This is a genomic window from Nevskia sp., assembly GCF_021732705.1.
GTDB lineage: Bacteria > Pseudomonadota > Gammaproteobacteria > Nevskiales > Nevskiaceae > Nevskia.
Genome location: NZ_JAKFUM010000013.1, coordinates 50,462 through 70,770 on the forward strand (window position 1 = coordinate 50,462; position 20,309 = coordinate 70,770).

The 20,309-nt window shown below is 67.1% G+C and carries 19 protein-coding genes; 6 read left to right on the plus strand and 13 right to left on the minus strand.

Annotated elements, in window-relative coordinates:
* Nucleotides 1–57 precede the first annotated feature (57 nt).
* Entirely contained in the window at nt 58–471 is a 414-nt protein-coding gene (locus QZ951_RS15910; RefSeq protein WP_293002322.1) for an SRPBCC family protein, read from the minus strand.
* 257 nt (nt 472–728) lie between these two features.
* Here QZ951_RS15910 and QZ951_RS15915 point away from each other — a divergent pair, with 257 nt between their 5' ends.
* Together QZ951_RS15915 and QZ951_RS15920 are read left to right on the plus strand one after the other, a co-directional pair.
* Nucleotides 729–971, plus strand: coding sequence for a hypothetical protein (locus QZ951_RS15915; RefSeq protein WP_293002324.1), 243 nt, complete (start codon nt 729–731; stop codon nt 969–971).
* A 247-nt stretch (nt 972–1,218) separates the two neighbouring features.
* Nucleotides 1,219–2,196 carry a tRNA-dihydrouridine synthase gene (locus tag QZ951_RS15920; RefSeq protein WP_293002326.1) on the plus strand — a complete coding sequence of 326 codons (978 nt, stop codon included), beginning with the start codon at nt 1,219–1,221 and terminating at the stop codon, nt 2,194–2,196.
* 27 nt (nt 2,197–2,223) lie between these two features.
* On the opposite strand, the gene QZ951_RS15925 is transcribed toward QZ951_RS15920, so the two are convergent.
* The 5 genes from QZ951_RS15925 to QZ951_RS15945 all read right to left on the minus strand — a co-directional run bounded on the left by QZ951_RS15925 (nt 2,224) and on the right by QZ951_RS15945 (nt 9,266).
* A complete protein-coding gene (locus QZ951_RS15925; RefSeq protein ID WP_293002328.1) occupies nt 2,224–3,462 on the minus strand; it encodes an alpha/beta fold hydrolase in 1,239 nt (412 codons plus the stop codon).
* Complete coding sequence (locus tag QZ951_RS15930) at nt 3,455–4,630, minus strand: hypothetical protein (RefSeq protein ID WP_293002330.1); 1,176 nt, start codon at nt 4,628–4,630, stop codon at nt 3,455–3,457. Before QZ951_RS15930 ends, QZ951_RS15925 begins: the two co-directional genes overlap by 8 nt.
* 28 nt (nt 4,631–4,658) lie before the next feature.
* Nucleotides 4,659–5,798 (minus strand): acyl-CoA dehydrogenase family protein, encoded by a 1,140-nt coding sequence (locus QZ951_RS15935; protein WP_293002332.1) that lies wholly within the window; start codon nt 5,796–5,798, stop codon nt 4,659–4,661.
* A 240-nt stretch (nt 5,799–6,038) separates the two neighbouring features.
* Nucleotides 6,039–6,788: a thioredoxin family protein gene (locus QZ951_RS15940; RefSeq protein WP_293002334.1), complete on the minus strand. Its 750-nt coding sequence runs from the start codon at nt 6,786–6,788 to the stop codon at nt 6,039–6,041.
* Between the two features lie 153 nt (nt 6,789–6,941).
* Nucleotides 6,942–9,266, minus strand: a complete 2,325-nt coding sequence (locus tag QZ951_RS15945; protein WP_293002336.1) for a Tex family protein — start codon at nt 9,264–9,266, stop codon at nt 6,942–6,944.
* A 218-nt stretch (nt 9,267–9,484) separates the two neighbouring features.
* On the opposite strand from QZ951_RS15945, the gene def reads away from it, so the two are divergent.
* The gene (gene def, locus QZ951_RS15950) at nt 9,485–10,015 is read left to right on the plus strand and encodes a peptide deformylase (protein ID WP_293002338.1); all 531 of its coding nucleotides are present in this window, start codon (nt 9,485–9,487) and stop codon (nt 10,013–10,015) included.
* Between the two features lie 60 nt (nt 10,016–10,075).
* Entirely contained in the window at nt 10,076–11,335 is a 1,260-nt protein-coding gene (locus QZ951_RS15955) for a threonine synthase (protein WP_293002340.1), read from the plus strand.
* Nucleotides 11,336–11,536: 201 nt separating this feature from the next.
* Here QZ951_RS15955 and QZ951_RS15960 read toward each other — a convergent pair whose 3' ends face one another.
* Complete coding sequence (locus tag QZ951_RS15960) at nt 11,537–12,148, minus strand: hypothetical protein (protein WP_293002342.1); 612 nt, start codon at nt 12,146–12,148, stop codon at nt 11,537–11,539.
* Nucleotides 12,149–12,465: 317 nt separating this feature from the next.
* On the opposite strand from QZ951_RS15960, the gene QZ951_RS15965 reads away from it, so the two are divergent.
* Nucleotides 12,466–12,837 (plus strand): hypothetical protein, encoded by a 372-nt coding sequence (locus tag QZ951_RS15965; RefSeq protein WP_293002344.1) that lies wholly within the window; start codon nt 12,466–12,468, stop codon nt 12,835–12,837.
* 85 nt (nt 12,838–12,922) lie between these two features.
* Entirely contained in the window at nt 12,923–14,728 is a 1,806-nt protein-coding gene (locus tag QZ951_RS15970; protein ID WP_293002346.1) for a DUF4105 domain-containing protein, read from the plus strand.
* 78 nt (nt 14,729–14,806) lie between these two features.
* On the opposite strand, the gene QZ951_RS15975 is transcribed toward QZ951_RS15970, so the two are convergent.
* The 6 genes from QZ951_RS15975 to QZ951_RS16000 all read right to left on the minus strand — a co-directional run bounded on the left by QZ951_RS15975 (nt 14,807) and on the right by QZ951_RS16000 (nt 20,305).
* Nucleotides 14,807–15,310 (minus strand): hypothetical protein, encoded by a 504-nt coding sequence (locus QZ951_RS15975; protein WP_293002348.1) that lies wholly within the window; start codon nt 15,308–15,310, stop codon nt 14,807–14,809.
* 93 nt (nt 15,311–15,403) lie between these two features.
* A complete protein-coding gene (locus QZ951_RS15980; RefSeq protein WP_293002350.1) occupies nt 15,404–16,975 on the minus strand; it encodes a cellulase family glycosylhydrolase in 1,572 nt (523 codons plus the stop codon).
* Nucleotides 16,976–17,132: 157 nt separating this feature from the next.
* On the minus strand, nt 17,133–18,143 hold the full coding sequence (locus QZ951_RS15985) for a 2-oxoglutarate and iron-dependent oxygenase domain-containing protein (RefSeq protein ID WP_293002352.1): 1,011 nt from the start codon (nt 18,141–18,143) through the stop codon (nt 17,133–17,135).
* Complete coding sequence (locus QZ951_RS15990) at nt 18,140–18,877, minus strand: amino acid ABC transporter ATP-binding protein (RefSeq protein WP_293002354.1); 738 nt, start codon at nt 18,875–18,877, stop codon at nt 18,140–18,142. The genes QZ951_RS15985 and QZ951_RS15990 overlap by 4 nt, the downstream gene beginning before the upstream one ends.
* A gap of 10 nt (nt 18,878–18,887) precedes the next feature.
* Nucleotides 18,888–19,610: an amino acid ABC transporter permease gene (locus QZ951_RS15995; RefSeq protein ID WP_293002356.1), complete on the minus strand. Its 723-nt coding sequence runs from the start codon at nt 19,608–19,610 to the stop codon at nt 18,888–18,890.
* Nucleotides 19,607–20,305 carry an amino acid ABC transporter permease gene (locus QZ951_RS16000; RefSeq protein ID WP_293002358.1) on the minus strand — a complete coding sequence of 233 codons (699 nt, stop codon included), beginning with the start codon at nt 20,303–20,305 and terminating at the stop codon, nt 19,607–19,609. Before QZ951_RS16000 ends, QZ951_RS15995 begins: the two co-directional genes overlap by 4 nt.
* Between the last annotated feature and the right edge of the window lie 4 nt (nt 20,306–20,309).

The following is a 20,309-nucleotide window of genomic DNA, read 5'->3' on the forward strand; positions in this document are numbered from 1 at the left end:
TGGTGCAGCGCACGGTGGCGCGCCGTCGGCAGGCGCGCCGCCGTCAGGCCGTCGGCCTCAGGCGAGCTTCTTCAGACCGCGCGAAATCGCCAGGCCGAGCACGGTCTTGACCACCGAGCCGGCCAGCGGCAGCGCCGAGTCGAACTCGATGTGCCAGGTGACCTGCGAGCGGTCGTTCGGCAGCGCGCGGAACGTCAGCCGGCCGTGGTGGCGCTTCAGCGGCCAGCCGCCGCGACTGATCTTGTAGTCGATCGACTTGTTCGCGACGAGCGCGATCACCGTTTCCTCGATCGCCAGCGGCTTGACGCCGATCCGGCGTATCGAGCCGATGCCGTTGACGCCCGGCTTGCCATCGCGGATGCGGCTGACGGGGATGCCGAACACCGTGCTCAGGCGGTTGTGATCGGCCAGCGCCTCGAAGATATCCGCCACCGGGCGGGAGAAGTCCTGAACGATTTCGAGATGCTGCATGGCGGTACCTGGGCAATGAATGGAGAACGGTAATCCCGCCCCACCGCATCAAATCCGGCGATGACGGGCGTTTGTCGCGGGCGCGAGCGTACAACGCGAGGTGCCAACAATGCCGATTACTCGTCGTCGGGCGTGTTCGGGCATCCGTCAGTAGGACCCTGCTAGGCAGTCTTGACCAGCCGGGGCAGGTGGCAGCCGGCAACCGTTCAGGTAGTCTTCCGCTACCGCTCATCTGCCTAGCCGACCGTTCGTTCGACATGCGCAAGCTCTACTCCGGACTCTCCCGCAGCGACGCCACCGTTCAGGTGCAGGTCTGGCTGGAACCGGCTGCCGGCCGCGGCGTGATCAACCTGACCGCGTTCCGCGCGCAGGCGGAGATCGCCAACGAGCGTCATCCGATCGCGCGTGACGACGATCGCGGGCTGACCGAGCTGGTGCCGTCGCTGCTCGCCCGCTTCGATCAGCAGATCAAGGCACGCAAGCTGCCGCTGATTCACTGACACATCGCGCATACCCGCGCTTGATCGGACGGGCCTGCCGATCGGACGCCCGGCAACGACCGCCACCCGGCGTCACGTTGACCGATAGATAAAAGAAAGGCTCAGGGGCCCGCCGGAGGAAACCCTCTCGATGAGAGAGGGCGACCGGTCGATGCCTCCCCCGCGCCGGCTGACGCGCGGCATTGCGGCCGGCATCCCCTATCATTCGCGCCTTCGCGGCAGCCGCCGCGGCCACGCAGCGGATGCCATGCAGATTGCCCTCGCGCCGATGGAAGGTCTCGTCGACGACGTGCTGCGCACCCTGCTGACCGAAATCGGCGGCATCGACTGGTGCGTGGCCGAGTTCATCCGCATCAACCAGCATCTGCTGCCGGCAGCGAGCTTCTACAAGCTCGCACCGGAGCTGAAAGCCGGCTCGAAGACGCCGTCCGGCACGCCGATGCGGATCCAGCTGCTCGGCTCCGATCCGCAGTGCATCGCCGACAATGCCGCGCTTGCCTGCACGCTCGGCGCGCCGGTCATCGATCTGAACTTCGGCTGCCCGGCGAAGACCGTGAACCAGTCGCGCGGCGGTGCGGTGCTACTGAAGGAGCCGGAGTTGCTGCACGACATCGTGCGCACCGTGCGCCGCACGATTCCGCCGCAGATTCCGGTCACCGCGAAGATGCGGCTCGGCTTCGAGAACACCGACAACGCGCTGGTCTGCGCGCAGGCGCTGGCCGACGGTGGTGCTGCGTCGCTGGTCGTGCATGCCCGGACCAAGACCGATGGCTACCAGCCGCCGGCGTACTGGGAATGGATCGCGCGGATCGATGACGTGGTCGACGTGCCGGTCTACGCCAATGGCGAGATCTGGAGCGTCGACGACTGGCGCCGTTGCCGCGCCATCAGCGGCGTCGACGACGTGATGCTCGGCCGTGGCGTCATCGCCCGTCCCGACCTTGCGCGCCAGATCGCGGCCGTGCGCGATGGCCGCGACATCGCGCCGATGGGCTGGGCCGAGGTCCTGCCGATGGTCCGCCGCTACTGGACGATGCAGTGCGACAAGCCACTGTCCGCCAAGTACGCGCCGGGCATGCTGAAGCAGTGGCTGGTCTGGGTCGGCCGCAGCTACGGGCAAGCGCAGCGGCTGTTCGTCGACGTGCGGACATTGACCGACTGCGACGGCATCACGCGCCGCCTCGCCGCCGAACCGGAACCGGCGCCCGACGCGATCGCATCGTAGGTCCGGATTCCTCCGGCCGCGCCACGCTTACGGCGCGGTCGCCGCCGGCTTCGCGCGCGACTTTCGAACGGCCTTGGCCTTTCGCGCCTGCGAGCGCGCCGCCAGCCACGCGGCTGCCGGTTCCCAGACTTCCACCGGCGCCTGGCTGCCGAGAATCACGCCCATGTGGCCGCCGGCCGCCAGTCGATACGCCTTGTCGGCAGTCGGCAGGATGTCGATGATCCGCCGCGCGATCGACGGCGCGACGATGGTGTCCTTGCGGCCGGCGAAGACCAGCGCCGAAGCCGTGATCGCCGACAGGTCGGCGATGCGGTCGTCGATCCGGATGCGGCCCTTCGCCAGTTCGTTGTCGATCGCGACCTTGACCACCATGTCGCGCACGACGCCGCCCGGGTAGATCAGCATCTTGTTCAGGTAGTTCGACGTGGTGCTGTGCGCTTCGACGAACTCGCGATCCCACAGCCGCGTCATCAGGTCCCAGTAGGTCGTGATGCTGGCGACCGGGTTGGTCATCTTGAAGCCGAGCGCCAGCAGCCAGCCCGGAATCGTCAGCTTCAGCGGATCGACCGCCGCCAGCCGGAAATCGCTGTAGCGGCGGATGAAGCGCGCCGGCGCATCGAGCGCACCGGCGATGCCGGCCACGACGCCCCCGCCGCGCAGGTCGATCGGGCTGGCCACCGTCACCAGATTGCGGATGTGCCGGTCCTGCGTCAGCCCGGCGTGCATCAGGCTCAGCAGTCCGCCCATGCACCAGCCCAGCAGCGACAGGTCGCGCGATCCCGAATCCTCGCGGATCGCCGCCAGCGCCTCGCCCATCATGTGGTCGGCGTAGTCGGCAAGACCCAGCGCGGCGTGCTGCGGCGTCGGCCGGCCCCAGTCGATCAGGTAGACCCGGAAGCCGCGCGCCGCCATGTGCCGGGCCAGCGAGCGATGCGGCATCAGGTCGAAGGTATCGGCAGTGACGCCGAGCGGCGGCACCAGCACCAGCGGAACGGCGTGCTGGGTGCGCAGCACCGGCAGCTCGCGGCCATCGGGCAAGGCGATGGTCGGTTCGTCCGGCGGGCCGTACAGGCGCACCGACATCAGGTCGCCATCGTGGATCAGCTTGAACCAGGTCTTGCCGGACTGGATCAGGCGATCGCGCCGGAACAGCCAGTCGACCGTGTTGACGACGCCATCGAGCACCTTGCCGTTCAGCTGCAGAAGGCCGCGCCGCGGCGCGTCCGGCAGCTCCGGCAAGTCGCCCAGGTGCGGCAGCTCAGCCATGCGCGAAACGGCCCTGACCGGTGGCCTTGTCCATGAAGCGCTTCATCATGCGCAGATACACACCCTGCTGGAAATGCAGGACATGATTGCCCGGGAACCAGTGCAGCTGCGAGCCCTGCCAGTGATCGTGCAGCAGCTTGACGAAGCTCGGTGCGGTGAAACGATCGCCGGCGCCGCCGATCACCAGCAGGCGGCTCGGATCGATCAGCGGCTGCCAGGTCAGCGGGCTGTGCAGCGCCATGCCGTGGCGCATCTCGGTGATGTCGAAACCATCGCGCCATTTCAGCAGCCGCAGCGCGGTGCCGATCGGCTGCCATTGCAGCGCCATGTCGATCGGCACAACCAGCGGCGAATTGGGAATGGCGAAGCTCAGGCGCTCGTCGACCGACGCGGTCAGCGCCGTCAGATAGCCGCCGAGGCTCAATCCGGAGATGCCGACGCTCGGCGCGCCGGCATCGAACAGGTGATCGATGAAGATGCGGATGTCGTGCACCGCGTGCAGCATCGCCTCGTTCGCGTGCGCCATGCCGCCGGCGAAGTAGCCATAGCCGCTGAACGGGTGCCAGCTTTCGGCACGCGGCCCGTGGAACGGCAGGGTCACCATCAGGATGTCGTAGCCATGCTTCCACAGCCACGGCAGCGCGAAGCCGAGGCTGTTCACGCGGTAGCTGTCGAGGGTGTAGCCGTGCAGCCAGATCAGCGTCGGCCGCGCGCGGTCGCCGTGGTGCAGGTGCAGCGCCCGCGCCGTGCGGTTGCGGGTGGACTTGCCATAGGCCGCCCGCAGCGCCGGATTCAGCGGCTCGAACGGACTTTCGAACGACCATTGCCGGCACGGAATGCCGGACGGCCGATAGTCGAACCAGCCGGGCTTCGATTCATCGATCGGCACCAGACCGGCCGGCCGCTGGAAGATCGTGGCGCGGTCGGCCTCGTCCGCATGCCGGTGATACCAGCGCAGCCGCTCCCGCTCGCGGGCCACGCCCGCGCGTGCGAGGTAGCCTGGTGTCATCGCCCCGGTCACGAGCGTGCCGAGGCCGGTGCGCAGCAGCCGGTCGAGCCCGGCCGATCCGCGGACCTTCAGCCGGTTCTCGCGATCGACCGCCGTCGGCTCGACATGGCGGTAATAGTCATGCGGCAGGGATTCCCACCAGCGTGCGTTGGTGCTCATCCCTGCCTCATGGTGTCCTGCGGGTTGCTTACAGCGTGCGCGCGATCAGTTCCTTCATGATCTCGTTGGTGCCGCCGTAGATGCGCTGCGCGCGGGCATCGATCCAGGCGCGGGCGATCGGGTACTCGAGCATGTAGCCGTAGCCGCCGTGCAGCTGCAGGCACTCGTCGATGACCTTGCCCATCAGGTCGGACGCCCAGTACTTCGCGGTCGCAGCATCGTCGACACCGAGCTTCTTGTTCAGCACCAGTTCGATGCAGCGGTCGATGTAGACGCGGCCGATCGACAGTTCGGCCTTCATCTCGGCGAGCTTGAAGCGGGTGTTCTGGAAGCTGGCCACGGTCTTGCCGAAGACCTTGCGGTTGCGCGTGTATTCCAGCGTGTGCTTCAGCGCGGCTTCGGCGCCGGCGATCGAGGTGATCGCGATCATCAGGCGTTCCCAGGCCAGCTCCTGCATCAGCATCACGAAGCCCATGCCCTCGCGGCCGAGCAGGTTCTTCTTCGGCACGCGCACGTCCTTGAAGAACAGCTCGCAGGTGTCCTGCGCCTTCATGCCGATCTTGTTCAGCGGCTTGCCCTTGGTGAAGCCCTCGCGGGTGGCTTCGACCATGATCAGCGAGATGTCCTTCGAGCCTTCGCCGGTGTTGCCGGTCTTGGCGACGACGATCGCCATGTCGGACAGATACCCGTTGGTGATGAAGATCTTCGAGCCGTTGATGATGTAGTCATCGCCATCGGCGACTGCGGTGGTCTTCACCGCCTGCAGGTCGGAACCGGTGCCCGGCTCGGTCATCGCGATGGCGGTCACCACCTCCCCGCTCGCCATCTTCGGCAGCCATTCGAGCTTCTGCTCCTTGGTGCCGAAGTTGTTGATGTAGTGCGCGACGATGTCCGAATGCAGCGAGAAGCCGGTGCCGGAATCACCGGCATAGGACTGCTCTTCCATCAGGATGACGCTGTACAGGCGATCGCCGCCGGCGCCGCCGAACTCTTCCGGAATCGCCGTGCACAGGAAGCCGAGTTCGCCGGCGCGGTTCCACAGCTTGCGCTCGACGTGCTGCTGCTTGTCCCACTCTTCGCGGTGCGGCACGACTTCATCGGCGTAGAAGCGGGCGACGCTCTTGCGGAAATCGTCGTGTTCGGCGGAAAACAGGGTACGAGGGATCATCACGGGCTCCGGCCAAGCAGGCCAATCAGGGAAATTCGGCTGCAACTCCAGCCCGCGCCAGACGCCGCGGCGGGGTAATCGAAGTTACATACAGTCTGGACTGTTTTATATGAAGTCACAGCATCCGCAGCCTGTCAACGCCGCGCCTGCTGCGCTGCGACAAGCCTTTATCCCGTCAAGGAATTTGCCGACCCGCCCCGCTGCCCGGCAATTGGGGTCAGATACAGATTGATCGCCGGATCAGCCGGCGGGCGTTGCCGCCACCGCCCAGATCTCGCCGTTGCGGTTCTGGACGATCAGCGCCAGCCGCGCGCCGCGTTCATCGCCGCGCAGCGTTTCGCTCACCGTCATCGGCTGATTGTCCCAGCGGCCGATCGCGCGGATCGAGCGCACGACGTTGGTGTAGACGATGCGCCTGCCGGAGTTCTCGCCGCGCTGGATGTCGGTCGCTTCCTCCGGATCGAAGCTGACCAGATAGACCTCGCCACCCGCGTCCTTCTGCGCCGTGGTGCCGACGCTGACCTTGACCGACGCCCCATTGCGGACGATCGCCGACGCCACCGAGCGCAGTTCGCGCTTGACCGTCTCGATGCCACCTTCCACGCGTCCGCGCTGCGAGCCGACGACCGCGGCCTGCCCGTCGATCACCAGCTGCGGCGTGTACATCTGAAAGCCGCGCCGCTGCGAATAGACCTGCTGGCGCGCGGTGAACTGCGGGCTGGCGAACGGATCGGCCCAGCCGAGGTAATCCCAGTAGTCGACATGGAAGCCGAGCGCCAGCACATCGCCGCGCCCACCCAGATCGCGCAACACGGCATCCGCCGCCGGGCACGACGAACAGCCCTGGGACGTGAACAGTTCGAGCAGGATCGGCCGCGCCGCCGGTGCGGAATCGGCCGCTGTCGCGGCGTTGACCCCGAACAGCGATCCGGCCGCCATCAGCAGGCTGCCGGTGCGCAGGAACAGACGGCGGGGAAGGTTCGAGGACATGGCGGCAGCTCCGGACAAGGCATGGCGCAGCACGAACGCTGCGCGATGCGACGAAGCTTAGGCGCGCGTCCGCCGCGGGACGATGCTCGAACGTCCGGATTTTGGGCTGCAAGCGTTGCCGCGGCGCGACGGCGCGCCAGCCATGCAGACGCCCTACTTGCCGCCCTTCAGCGCATCGGCCAGCGCCGAGCCCAGCGAACCGAGCGGCGCGGCCGGCTTCATCGGCTTGGTGCTGCGGCGATCCGGCGCCCGCTCGCTGCCGCGCGCACCGGACACCGGGGCAGCCGAGCCATCATCCTTCTTCATCGACAGCTGGATGCGCTGACGCTTCAGGTCGACATCGACCACCCGCACCTTGACGATCTGCCCGGCCTTCACGATCTGGTGCGGGTCCTTCACGAAGCGGTCGGACAGCTGCGACACGTGCACCAAGCCATCCTGATGCACACCGATGTCGACGAACGCGCCGAACGCCGCCACGTTGGTCACCGTGCCTTCGAGAATCATGCCGGGCTTCAGATCGGCCACTTCGTTGATGCCGTCGGCAAAGGTCGCGGTCTTGAACTCCGGACGCGGATCGCGGCCCGGCTTTTCCAGCTCGCCCAGGATGTCCTGCACCGTCGGCAAGCCAAAACGATCGTCGACGAACTGCCGCGGATTGAGCTTCTTCAGCGCGGTACTGTCGCCCATCACCGCACGCAGGTCACGGCCGCAGGCGGCGACGATGCGCCGCGCCACGTCGTACGCCTCCGGATGCACCGACGAGGCATCCAGCGGCTCGTCGCCGTCGCGAATGCGCAGGAAGCCGGCGCACTGCTCGAACGTCTTCGGGCCGAGCCGGCTGACCTCGAGCAGCGCCTTGCGCGTGCGGAAGGCGCCATGGCTGTCGCGATGGAAGACGATGCCCTCGGCCAGCGAACGGCTCAGGCCGGAGACCCGCGACAGGAGCGGCGCGGACGCCGTGTTCAGATCGACCCCGACGGCGTTCACCGCGTCCTCGACCACGGCATCGAGCTGCTTAGCGAGCCGGAACTGATCGACATCGTGCTGGTACTGGCCCACGCCGATCGACTTCGGATCGATCTTTACGAGTTCCGCCAGCGGGTCCTGCAGACGGCGGGCGATCGACACCGCACCGCGCAGCGACACATCCAGATTCGGGAACTCGTTCGCCGCCAGTTCCGACGCCGAGTAGACCGATGCGCCGGCTTCGCTGACGATGACCTTGGTCGGCTTCGGGTCCGCCAGCGCCGGCAGCAGCTCGGCCACCAGCTTCTCGGTTTCGCGGCTGCCGGTGCCGTTGCCGATCGCGATCAGCTGCACGCCGTGCAGCTTCACCAGCCGCGCGATCTCGGCCTGCGCACCGCGCACGTCATTGCGCGGCTGGAACGGATAGATCGTCGCGGTATCGAGCAGCTTGCCGGTGGCATCGATCACCGCCACCTTCACGCCGGTGCGGATGCCGGGGTCCAGACCCATCGTGGTCCTGGCACCGGCGGGTGCGGCCAGCAGCAGGTCCTTCAGATTGCGTGCGAAGACATCGATCGCTTCGGCCTCGGCGCGGTTGCGCAGCTCGATCATCAGATCGACGGAAATGCTCATCGACAGCTTCACCCGCCAGGTCCAGCGCGCGACCGACATCAGCCAGGCATCGGCTTCGCCGCCGTCCGGACGAATGTCCTTCGAGGCCGCGATCATCCGCTCGACCGGCTTGTACGGCGCCAGGTCATCGGCATCGACTTCGATCTCCAGACTCAGCACGTCCTCGTTGCGGCCGCGCATCATCGCCAGCGCGCGATGGCCGGCGACCTTGGCCCATGGTTCGTGGTGATCGAAGTAGTCGCTGAACTTGGCACCGGCATCGGCCTTGCCGTCGACCAGCTTCGCGCGCAGCACGCCGTGCTCGCGCACATACGCGCGCAGCGCGCCGAGCAGCGCCGCGTCTTCGGCGAAGCGCTCCATCAGGATGTCGCGCGCGCCTTCGAGGGCGGCCTTCACATCGGCGACCTCGCCCTGCACATAGGCTTCGGCGGCCTGCGCCGGGATCGTCCCGCGATCGTTCAGGATCAGGTCCGCCAGTGGCTCCAGGCCGCGCTCGCGGGCGATCTCGGCCCGGGTGCGGCGCTTCGGCTTGTAGGGCAGGTACAGGTCTTCGACCTCGCTCTTGGTCGTCGCCGCCAGCAGCTTCGCTTCGAGTTCGTCACTGAGCTTGCCCTGCCCGCGGATCGATTCGATCACCGCCGCGCGCCGGTCTTCGAGTTCGCGCAGGTAGCCCAGGCGCTCGTCGAGCTTGCGCAGCTGCGTGTCATCGAGCCCGCCGGTCACTTCCTTGCGATACCGGGCGATGAACGGCACGGTCGCGCCTTCATCGAGCAGATCCACCGCCGCGGCCACTTGTCGGGGCTGGGCGTCGATCTCGCTGGCGATCAGCTTCAGGATGTCGAGGCGAATGCGTTCGGCGGTGGCGGCAGCGGTCATGCGGGTATTCGGACGGATCAAACGGGCGGCGACGATACCGTTTCGGCGTCCGGAAGACCAAGACCGGCGGCCGGATTCGATGATCGACGTCAGCGCCACGCTGCGCCGCGACGGGCCGCGGCGCTATGCTCGAAATCCGCCCTTCCCGCCCCATTCACGGCCCCTTCCCGCATGATCGTCCAGACCGCCCACGGCCGCGTGCGCCGCCCTCGCACGCCATGATCCGCCCGGTGCTGAAAATGGGCGATGCCCGGCTGCTGCAGGTGGCGGCGCCGGTCACGCAGTTCGACACGCCGGAGCTTCAGGCCCTGCTGCAGGACCTGTTCGACACCATGGCCGCGCTGAACGGCGCTGGCCTCGCCGCCCCGCAGATCGGCGTGTCGCTGCGCGTGGTGATCTTCGGCGTCGGCCACAACCCGCGCTATCCGGACGCCGAACAGGTGCCGATGACCGTGCTGTGCAACCCGGTGCTGACCCCGCTCGACGACACGATGGAGGACGGCTGGGAAGGCTGCCTCAGCGTGCCCGGCCTGCGCGGTCTGGTGCCGCGCCATGCGCGGCTGCGCTATCAGGGCTTCACCGAACGCGGCGAGCCGATCGACCGCAAGGTCAGCGGCTTCCACGCCCGCGTGGTCCAGCACGAATGCGACCATCTCGACGGCATCCTGTACCCGCAGCGCATCCGCGACCTGCGCCACTTCGGCTATACCGACGTGCTGTTCCCCGGCGCGCCGATCGACGACGACTGAGCGCACGCGAGCCACCGCGTCCGCCATCGCCTTCCCCCCCACGTCCATCCATCCGAAACCATGAGCTACATCAGCCACCTGCGCGGCACGAAATCCGGCCTCCACTATTCCGCCGACGTGCCGATGAACCTCGACCCGGCCGATGGCAAGCCGGTCGAGATGGTGCTGGACCTCGATCGCCTCAAGCGCGAGCTGCCGGACCTCGCCTGGTATCACCCGCAGCGTCGGGACCTCTGGCGCTTCGGCGCGCTGATGCCGCTGGACATCGCCCATCCGGCGGATGCCGCGCACATCGTCGCGCTGGGCGAAGGCTGCACGCCGCTGCGCGAGTACGCCGAGCACCCGCTGGCGGTGCGCCACCGCTTCCGTCTGCAGGTCAAGGACGAAGGCAAGGCCGAGCCCGGCTACGGCGCCAACCCGACGCAGAGCTTCAAGGATCGCGGCATGGCCGTCACCGCCGCGATGGCGCGCCGCCATGGTCTGAAGAAGCTGGTGGTGCCGACCCAGGGCAATGCCGGCGATTCGCTGATGGAATACGCAATGGCCGGCGGCCTGCAAGTCGCCGTGATCATGCCGGAAGACACGCCGATGCCGATCCTCGGCCGTGTCGCCGCGTACGCGCGGCTCAAGCCCGATCAGGTCTCGCTCGATCTGGTGCAGGGCAGCATCCGCGAAGCCGGCGCCCTGATGCGCGAGAAGTATCTGCCGCATGGCTGGTTCAACTGCGCCACGTTCCAGGAACCGGGCTGGCGCATCGAAGGCAAGAAGACGCTCGGCCTCGAACTGGCCGAACCGATCGATGGCAACCGTCACTGGCAACTGCCCGATGTCGTCGTCTACCCCACCGGCGGCGGTACCGGCGTGCTCGGCATGTGGAAAGCCTGGAATGAACTCGAAGCGCTCGGCCTGATCGATGCCCGACGTCCGCGGATGATCTGCGTGCAATCCAGCATCACCCCGCCGATCGTCAATGCCTGGCGTGAAGGTGCGGCCGACACCACGCCGGTCGCCGGCGGTGAAACGCTGTGCACCGGCCTCAACGTGCCGGGCGGCGTCGGTCACTTCAAGGTGCTAGACATCATCCGCGCCAGCCATGGCGAAGCCATCGCCATCGACGAAGCCGTCACCGCCACCACGATCCAGTCCCTGTGGCGCGACCGCCCGCATTGGTGGCTCTCGCCCGAAGCCGCCGCCTGCTTCGCCGCCCTCGAAAACCTCGCCGACCGCGGCGGTGTGAAACCGGGCGAGCGCGTGGTCGTCGTCAATACCGGCTCGATGGAGAAGTATCTGAACGGGGCGACGCGGGGCTTGCTGGGGTAGCGGCGGACAATCCATCGAACAGGCCGACCGTTCCGCGGCGTTTGTCTGCACTCTGACCGGATCAGTCAGGGCGAAGTCGCGCGGGCTGCTGTGCCTGAGTCATCGATCTTCCACCCGCTATCGCCTATCGCGGAACACGCTGTGTGGAGGCAACCGCGCTCAGTGTCTCGGCTCCAAAGCCGCGAGCGAGTTCATCCGAGGTCAGCGAATGGTGATCGTCATCTTCGGTCGCCAGACCGCCAACAGGATGTTCGCGACGCAGATGCCGATCAGCAGCATCAGGGTGTTGCGCTCCGACTGCAGCAGGGTCGCGATCTGTGACGGATCGGCAGCGGCCGCAGCCAGTTCCGACTGCCGGCGGCTGCCGCCGACGGTGAGGAGCGTGGCTTCGAAAAGCGAGAGTCCGAGCAAGGCCTTGACCCAGGCCCAGCCGGCATCGTGGAAACCACGATTCGCGCCGATCGACAGCAGGCCGGTGAAGAGGACGCCCGCGAGCGATGGGAAGAGCACATAGCGCGCGATGGCGTCGAAGGTCTGGCGCGCCGCGACGAAGTGTTCGGGGGATGCACCCGGCGACGCGAGATTGATGACGAGGCACGCCGCCAGACCGCCCCCGAGACCGATCGCCGCAAGCTCATGCAGCGCCTTCAAGCTTCGCCGCCAGAATCGGGCCGTATCCACAAACTCCCCCTGCCGAAAGTCATTGCCGCTCGCGCAGTATCGCGTGAGTCCGTCGGGAAAAGGAGGGTGCATCACGCGAACTTGTGCGTTGCCGGCATCGAGTGCGCAGCAATCATTCACGTCGAACGGCATGTCAATAGCGGCAACGACGGCCTCCGAAAAACGCCAAGCCACGATCGTTGCCGATCAACCCGTTCCGGCGATCTCGTGACGGCGTCGCGCGATGATCCGAGCGCACAGTGTCACCGGAGCAGGCCCGAACAATCATTGCTCGTACAACCGTGATCTCGTTCACAAATGCATGACGTCACAGGGATTTTCTTGACCATCGCCGGAGCGGTCGCCGTGATCAGGCCTTACCATCGTCGCTCGATTCGGGGCCGGGTTGTGGGGGGAGTTCCCGTCATTGACCGAATCGACAATCACAACGAACCACAGGGAAAACAATCATGAAATCGATCATCCTGCGTGCGCCGCTGATGGCGGTTGCGCTGCTGGGCGCTACCGGCTGCGCGACGCTCATCAACGAGAGCAAGCAGACCATCAACGTGTCGGCATCGAATGGCAAGCCTGTTGAAGGAACCATCAACGGCATTCCGTTCACCGGTCCGGCGCAGGTGGAGGTGCAACGTGAGAAAGCGCCGCTCGACGTAAAGTCGACCACGGAAGGCTGCGCCCCGGTCACCACCGTCAAAAATGACATCAGCAGCGTGTTCTGGTTGAACATCGTGTCCGGTGGCGCGTTTGGCTCGACCACGGACTACTCCTCCGGCGACATGTGGGAGTACGACCAGAACGTGGTCATCAGCTGCGCCCAGTAAGCACGTGTTTTCAGGTTCATGCCGGCGCACCTGCGCCGGCATTTTTTTGCTTGCCGGCGGCGCGTGGGCAGCGCCCCCGTCGGCAGTGGCAGCGGCGCTCCCGGATTCGGCGATTCAGGCCGAGCCGACGATCACCGAACTGGCCGCCGAGCGCGAGTGGCGGGCCTTGCTGCATGCGCCGGATGCCAAGCCGCGGATTCGTGACCCGGGCTTTCTGCTGTCCTCGCCGAATTTCAGCCCCGAAGCGGAACTGACCGCGACGCTGCAGGCGTTCTCGACTGCCGCGGGCGAGACCGACTCAGCGACCCGTCTGCGTGACATCTGCCGTTTTCCGGCGCGTTACGAGTGGCTGGCGCAGAGAACGAGCGCGGTTCGATCCGACGTCGACCCGGTGAAGGACTGCCCGGGCATCGGCGAGTTCTTCGCCCGAGCCCCGGCCGACGAGATTTCCCTGGTCTACGCCAGCGAGAACCTCGTCAGCGCGTCCAGCATGATGGGCCACGTGATGCTGGAACTCGGCGGCGCCACGGCGAATGGCGATCGAGCCGAACATGCGATCTCGTTCTTCACCACGGTGAATGCGCGCAACGTGCTGTGGTCGGCTGCGGCGAGCCTGACCACCGGCACGCGGGGCTTCTACACCCTGTCACCGTATCGGGAACGCGAGAACGACTATCTGCAGCGCGAGCAGCGCAGCGTCTGGACCTATCGCGTATCGCTTGATGCTGCGGAGCGTCGCCGCGTGCAGTTGCATCTGTACGAGCTTCGGCGAACGTCGCTGACCTATTTTTTCGATATCCACAACTGCGCCACCTTCACGGCCGACATTCTGGCGGTGGCGGTGCCGGCGATGAGCGACAACACGGCGCCGTGGATGAGTCCGCTGGATGTGATCAAGAACGCGGTGCGCCTCGGGCGCGTCGATCGGTACCGTCTGCTGCCGACGGCGCCCTGGGCCGTGCGCATGTACGACAGCCAGCTGTCTCGTGCGCGAAGCACGCAGATCGTGCGGGCGCTGCGCCGCGGCGAGTCGATTGCGCCAGCGCCGGACGCGCCGCTGCGCGAGCGTCTGCTGGAACTGCTGTATCAGGAAGCCCTGCTGAAGCGGCTGTCCGACGGAACCGGTGTTGATTCGCCAACGGCGGCAAGCCAGCTGCAGTCGGTGCAGGCGCAGATCGCACCGCTGGCGCGGACCGTCGACATCGACATCACGCAGTACAAGAATCCATCCGCCACGCCGCAGGATGCGCAGTGGGAAGTGGGATCGAGCCATCGGCGATCGTCCGGTGCGGCGCTGTCGCTGCGCGTGCTGCCTGCCGGGCGCCGCCTGCTCGATGACCAGCGCCAGTCGTTCAGCACGTCCGAGCTTCGGATCGGCGAGACCACGGTCTCCACGTCGCTCAAGACCGGCGCGGTGTTCCTCGACGAGTTCGCGCTGTACAGCGTCACCTCGCTGCTGCCGCTGAATCCACTGGGCGAAGGCGTCTCCTGGCGATTTGCACTGGGCTACCAGAACCAGTTCTGGCGCTCGGACGAGCGAACATCGTTTCTGGGCTTCAGCGGCGGAATCGGCAGAACGCTGGCGCTCGGCGATACCGTCGACAGCTTCGCGCTGATCGGTGCCGGACTTGGGCTGCGGGATTCACGGCCCACCGCATATCCCGATCTGGAGATCGGCCTGATCGGCAAATGGCCGGGCGCGAACCGAACGATCCTGCGGTATCAGGTGGCTGCGGATTGCTGTGCACGACCTGACGCGATCCAGCGTGTTGGCATCGAGCACCTGAGCCCGATCACGCGGTCACTGGCGGTGAGCCTCGACGCGAAGCGCGAGTGGTCGTCGGTCAATGGGCGAACGACGGTCTATCTGGGCCTACGGCGCTATTTCTGATCGCTTCACGGACGCGCGGCGTGCCGACTGGCGATGGACGATGTGCCTGCGCGGGCATCCGGCAGATCACGAGCGTGCTCAGCCGGGCGGCAACGGCGGCAATCGCCACGCCTGCACGAGCACCCACGCCTGCGTTGCCGTGGCGGGCAGGGCTGCATCGAGCAGCAAGCCCGGCACCACGACACGATCATTCGAGACGTAGCCCGCCTGCAGCCGCAGAGGATCGTCGATCAGCTTGCGGTAGCGGCGTCGATGATCCCGGAAACGATCGCGACTGATGATCGCGGCGCCGGTCTTGCGGGCTTGCTGCAGCAGCACGCGATCGGCCGGAATGCCGGAGCGCACTTCGAAGGCGAGTGACGGCTGCGCGAGCAGTTCGGCATAGACTTCGGCCTCGTGCTGAAGCGGGTAGCGCGCGCTGGCATCGAAGCACAGCATCGGCTGGTCGCCACGCGCGAGCAGCGCCGCCAGCAGCGCCAGCGGCACGCGCAGCGAGGCCGGTCTGCCGCACCAGTGGGCGAGGTTGAGGGCGTCGATCAGCACCGCTGCGACTGGCGCTGGCGCGGGGTCGCAATCGTTCATGCAGGCTTCGGGACGTTTCGGCGCGGCGCTTTGCGGCGGATCATCGTGACACTTCGCTGCGGCCACCGGCCGGGCAGCTCGCGCCGAGGCGCGCTACAGACGCGCCTGCTGCAGGGTCGGCAGCGTGACGGTGACGGTGACCTGCGTGGCCGTTTCGTGGGCGACGATCTCGAGCTGGCGGGCATTGGCCGCCGACACCACCCGGCCACCCTGCACGCGCACGGCGTAGCCGTCCGGGTAGTGCAGCACGGGCACATGAATGACGGTGATCGCGGAACGCGACGCCTTCACGCCCGACGCCAGCGTTGTCGAATAATTCAGGGTGAAGCGTCCGCTCGCGACATCGAAGCCGTAGGCGAGCGGCACGCCGGCAATCGCCTGCGGGAACGGGCGTTCCAGCGCCTTGAGCTTGGCGAGCTTGACCGAGGCCAGATCGGTATCGCGCTGGAACATGCTCTGCGCGCCCGTGCCCTGCCCTTGCGTGGTCGGATCGCCCCAATCCTTGTATGACCAGTACATCCAGCCGACGCGATGCTCGTCGGCCCGGTTCGCGACGCGGGCGGTGTCCGGCGCATCGTCGCTGGCGCCGAACTCGCTGAGCACGGAAGCCGAGCCGAGCCGCTGGGCCACGGCGTCAGCATTGCGGTAGACGCGCTTCGACAAGGCCGTGCAGGTTTGCGATTCCTGGCCACCGGCCGCCTTCACCAGCGGCGCGGCAATACAGTAGTTGTGCCACGACAGGCCAAGCTGGGCATCGTCGATCGGCCGCTTGCCGAGGTGCGAGTCGGCGCCGAACTCGAACAGGACCTGTGGTTCGAGCCAGACGATGTTGTCAGGATCGACAGCTCGAATGCCGGCCAGCACCTGCTCGTACATCGTCTGCAGCTTGTCCTGCTCGAAGCCGGGGCAGCCGCCGGGCCTTGCGCAGGCCGGCCAGTGGCTGCCGCTCCACGGTTCGTTGATCAGGTCGTAGCCCATCAGATACTCGGCATCGCGCCAGCGCGCGGCGACCGCGACCCAGGCCTGACGGTAGGCGGCCTGCAGCCCTTCCGGGTCGTTCCAGAAGCCGTCGAACGCGCGGCTGACTCTCGGCGTGACATACCCCAGCGGGAAGCCGGCGCGCAGCAGGCCATCGGTATTCGCCGGATGCGCCCAGGCCGGGAAGCCTTCGCCGGCATAGCCTTCGCCAAAGAGATCTTGATGGAAATCGATCATAACGTAGATGTGGCGCGACGCCAGCAGCTTGACGATGCGGTCCATGCGATCCAGGTAATCGTGGTCGATCACACCCCGCTGCGGCATGACGCCGGCGAACAGCACGCCGAGCCGCACGGCGTTGAAGCCATGTTCGGCCAGCCAGTCGGCATCGGCCGCGGTGAAGCCTTCAACCGAATCCGGCGGTGCGTACGGCGCCTGTTTCCACACCGCGTTGACGCCGTGCAGGATCACGACGCGGCCGTCGCGATCGACCATCCAGCCGGCTTCGTGGCGCAGTTGTTCGTGCTTCGGCGGCGTTTGCCGGGCCACTTTGCGCGACACCGGCAACGCGGCCCGGCTCGTCTGCGGGATCGGCAGCACGGTGTGCGGCACGACGCTGGTGGCGCCAACGGCACCAAGGGCCCCGACGGCCACACTCATGGCCATCGCGGCCCAGATCAGTTTCACGGTGCATCCCCAGCGCGCAGCGCCTAGCAACAAAGCGTTGCACTTTAATGACAGCGCGCCGGACTTCGCTACCGCAAACGACGAATGGGTCGATCATGATGGGCATTCGGGGGATGGAGGGCGCTCCCCGCGCCCGGACCGCTCCGGCTGCCTGCCGTCACGGCACGGCGCGCACCTGTTGCGCAAGCGCCGGGAAGACCCGGCCGACCTTCTGCAGTAGATAGTCGCCATAGCGGCCGTTGAAGGCATGGACGTTGGCGCGATCCCAGCGCGTGGCGCTGTCATCCGGCACCGCCACGTCATCACATCCTTCGATGCGCTGCACGCGGGCTTCGAAATCCGGATCGAGGAAGAGCGGGAACGACAGCCGATCGCTGCCCGAGACGTTGCGGCGCACGCGATGCGGTGTCGAGCGATAGAGGCCGCCCGTCATCCGGTCGAGCATGTCGCCCAGGTTGACGACGAAGGTGCCGGGCAGTGGCGTCACGTCGATCCAGCCGTGCGCGGTGCGCACTTCGAGACCGCCGGTGCCGTCCTGATGCAGCACGGTCAGCAGGCCGTAGTCGGTGTGCTCGCCAACGCCCCAAGGCGCGTCGACCACCGGCGTGCTGGCGGGGTAGTTGAAGATGCGGAACAAGACCAGCGGATCGGCGGTATAGCGGGCCGCGAAGTAATCCGCCGGCAGGCCGAGGCTCAATGCGATGCCTTCGAGCAGGCGCTGCCCCAGTCGGGTCACGGCGTCGATGTACGCGAGGATGGTTTCACCGAAGGCTTCAAGGCCCACGCCGGTCGGCAGCAGGTTGCGGCCGTGCAGGGGCGTGCCGGCCCGCACGCGCGGATCGTCGTCCGGCAATTCGGTGCCGAGGTACAGGCCTTCCTTCCAGTCCGGCTGGCCGGCGGTCAGTTCGCCGCCCGCGGGAAAGTAGCCCCGCCACGCACGGCCACCGAGAGCCATGCGCCAACGCAGTTTCTGCTCGAGCGGAAGCGCGAAGAAGCGACGGCTCAAGCGATCGAGACGGCTGATCAGCGCCGGGTCGACGCCATGATCGGCGGCGTAGAAGAAGCCGTGGGTGCGACAGGCCGCAGCGATCCGGGCCGCAGTGGCGCTGCGCTCGCGGTGATCCGCGGCGAGCGACGATACCTCGATCACCGGCAGCGACAGGCTCACGACGTGAACGGGCTGCGCAGGTCGGCCAGAAACTGCTGCGCGCGCGGATGCTGCGGGCGATTGAAGAAATCCGCCGGCGTGGCGCGTTCCAGAATGCGACCGGCATCCATGAACAGGATGCGGTCGGCCACTTCCCGCGCGAAACCCATCTCGTGCGTGACGACGACCATCGTCATGCCATCGCGGGCCAGGCCCTTTATGACCTGCAGCACTTCGCCGACCATTTCCGGATCGAGCGCGCTGGTCGGTTCGTCGAACAGCAGGATGCTCGGCTGCAAGGCCAGCGCACGGGCGATGGCCACGCGTTGCTGCTGGCCGCCGGACAGCGCCGACGGCAGTGCATCGGCCTTGTCGCGGAGGCCGACACGATCGAGCAAGGCCAGCGCACGTTCGCGCGCCTGCGCGGCCGTCGCCCGGCGGTGGTGCACCGGCGCCAGCGTGCAGTTCTGCAGCGCAGTCAGATGCGGAAACAGCGCGAACTGCTGGAACACGAAGCCGATGCGCGAGCGGAAGGCGTCGATGTCCAGACCGCGCCGGTGGATGTTCTCGCCATCGACCACGATGCGGCCGGAATCGATCGGCTCCAGACGGTTGATCGTCCGGATCAGGGTGGACTTGCCGGAACCCGACGGGCCGCAGACGACGACGACCTCGCCGCGGGCAATCGTTTCGGTGATCTCGACCAGCGCCTGATAGCGGCCGTACCACTTGTTGACGTTGTCGAAGCCGATCATGCGGAAAGACTCATGCGGGCTGCCGCGCGGGCAGCTTCGGGTGTTGCCCGGAAACCGGTGCCAGCCGCCGTTCCAGCCAGAACGCGACACGCGTCAGGCTGAAGCACAGCACGAAATAGCTGAGGCCGAGGATCAGATACAGCTGGGTCGGATAGATGAACACCTGCGTATTGACCTGCGTGGTGACAAAGGCCAGTTCCGACAGCCCGATGATGTAGCCGAGCGACGTCGCCTTGATCGTCGCGACGAACTGGCTGACCAGTGACGGCAGCATGTTGCGCAGCGCCTGCGGCAGCAGGACCAGCCGCATCGCCGCCAGCCACGACAGCCCGAGCGAGCGTGCCCCTTCCACCTGCACGCGCGGCAAGCCCTGCACGCCGGCGCGCACGATCTCGGCGAGATAGACCGCGTCGTAGACCACCAGCGCCATCAGCATGGTGCTGAACTGGCTGGTCTTGACGCCGGTGATGCTCGGCAGGAAGAAGTAGACCCAGAAGATCACCAGCAGCAGCGGCACGGCGCGCACCAGATGGATCAGCCCGGTCACCGGCCAGCGCAGCGCCGCCCACGGGCTCAGCCGTGCCAGCCCGAGCGCCAGCCCGGCCGGAAGCGCCAGCAGCAGGCCAAGCGAGGCCAGCACGATGGTCAGCGCCAGCCCTCCGAGCGGGCCCTGCGGATACTGGCCGACGAGGAAGTACAGCCAGTAGGTGTCGACGACTTCGGCGAAGCTCATGGGCGCCAGCCCGGCGCCAGGCGGCGCTGACAGCCGGCGGCGGCAGCGGCGATCGCCAGCGATACCGCGAGGTAGCAGACAGTCGCGAAGGCGAACGCTTCGAGGCTGCGAAAGCTTTCGGTCTCGACCTTCGCAGCCTGATGCATCAGCTCGGCCGTGCCGATCACGGTGGCGATGCTGGTGTCCTTCCACAGGTTCAGCGTCTGCGACAGCAACGGCGGCACGGTGATGCGCACGGCCTGCGGCAGCACCACGTGACGCATCGCCGGCAGGAATCCGAGACCGAGCGAGCGCGCCGCCTGCAACTGCTCCACCGGCACGGCCCGCAGGCCGCTGCGGATGTCCTCGGCCATGTAGGCGCCGTAGTACAGGCTCAGCGCGATGACGGCGGCCAGGAACTCGACATCGCCTTCATACAGCCATTGCCGCGCATCCGGCGGCAGCAGCTCCGGCGCGCCGAAATACCAGAACAGCAGATGCGCCAGCAGCGGCACGCTGCGCTGCGATTCGACAAACACGACCGCGAGCCCGCGCAACGGCGCCAGCGGCGCCTGCCCGGCCAGCGCGACCAACAGGGCCAGCGGCAGCGCCACCGCGAAACTCACCGCCAGCAACGCCAGCGATACCTGCAGGCCGGCAAGCAGCAGCGCGTGGTACGGCCCGCTGAGCAGCAGCGACAGCTCGAACGCTGGCATCGGA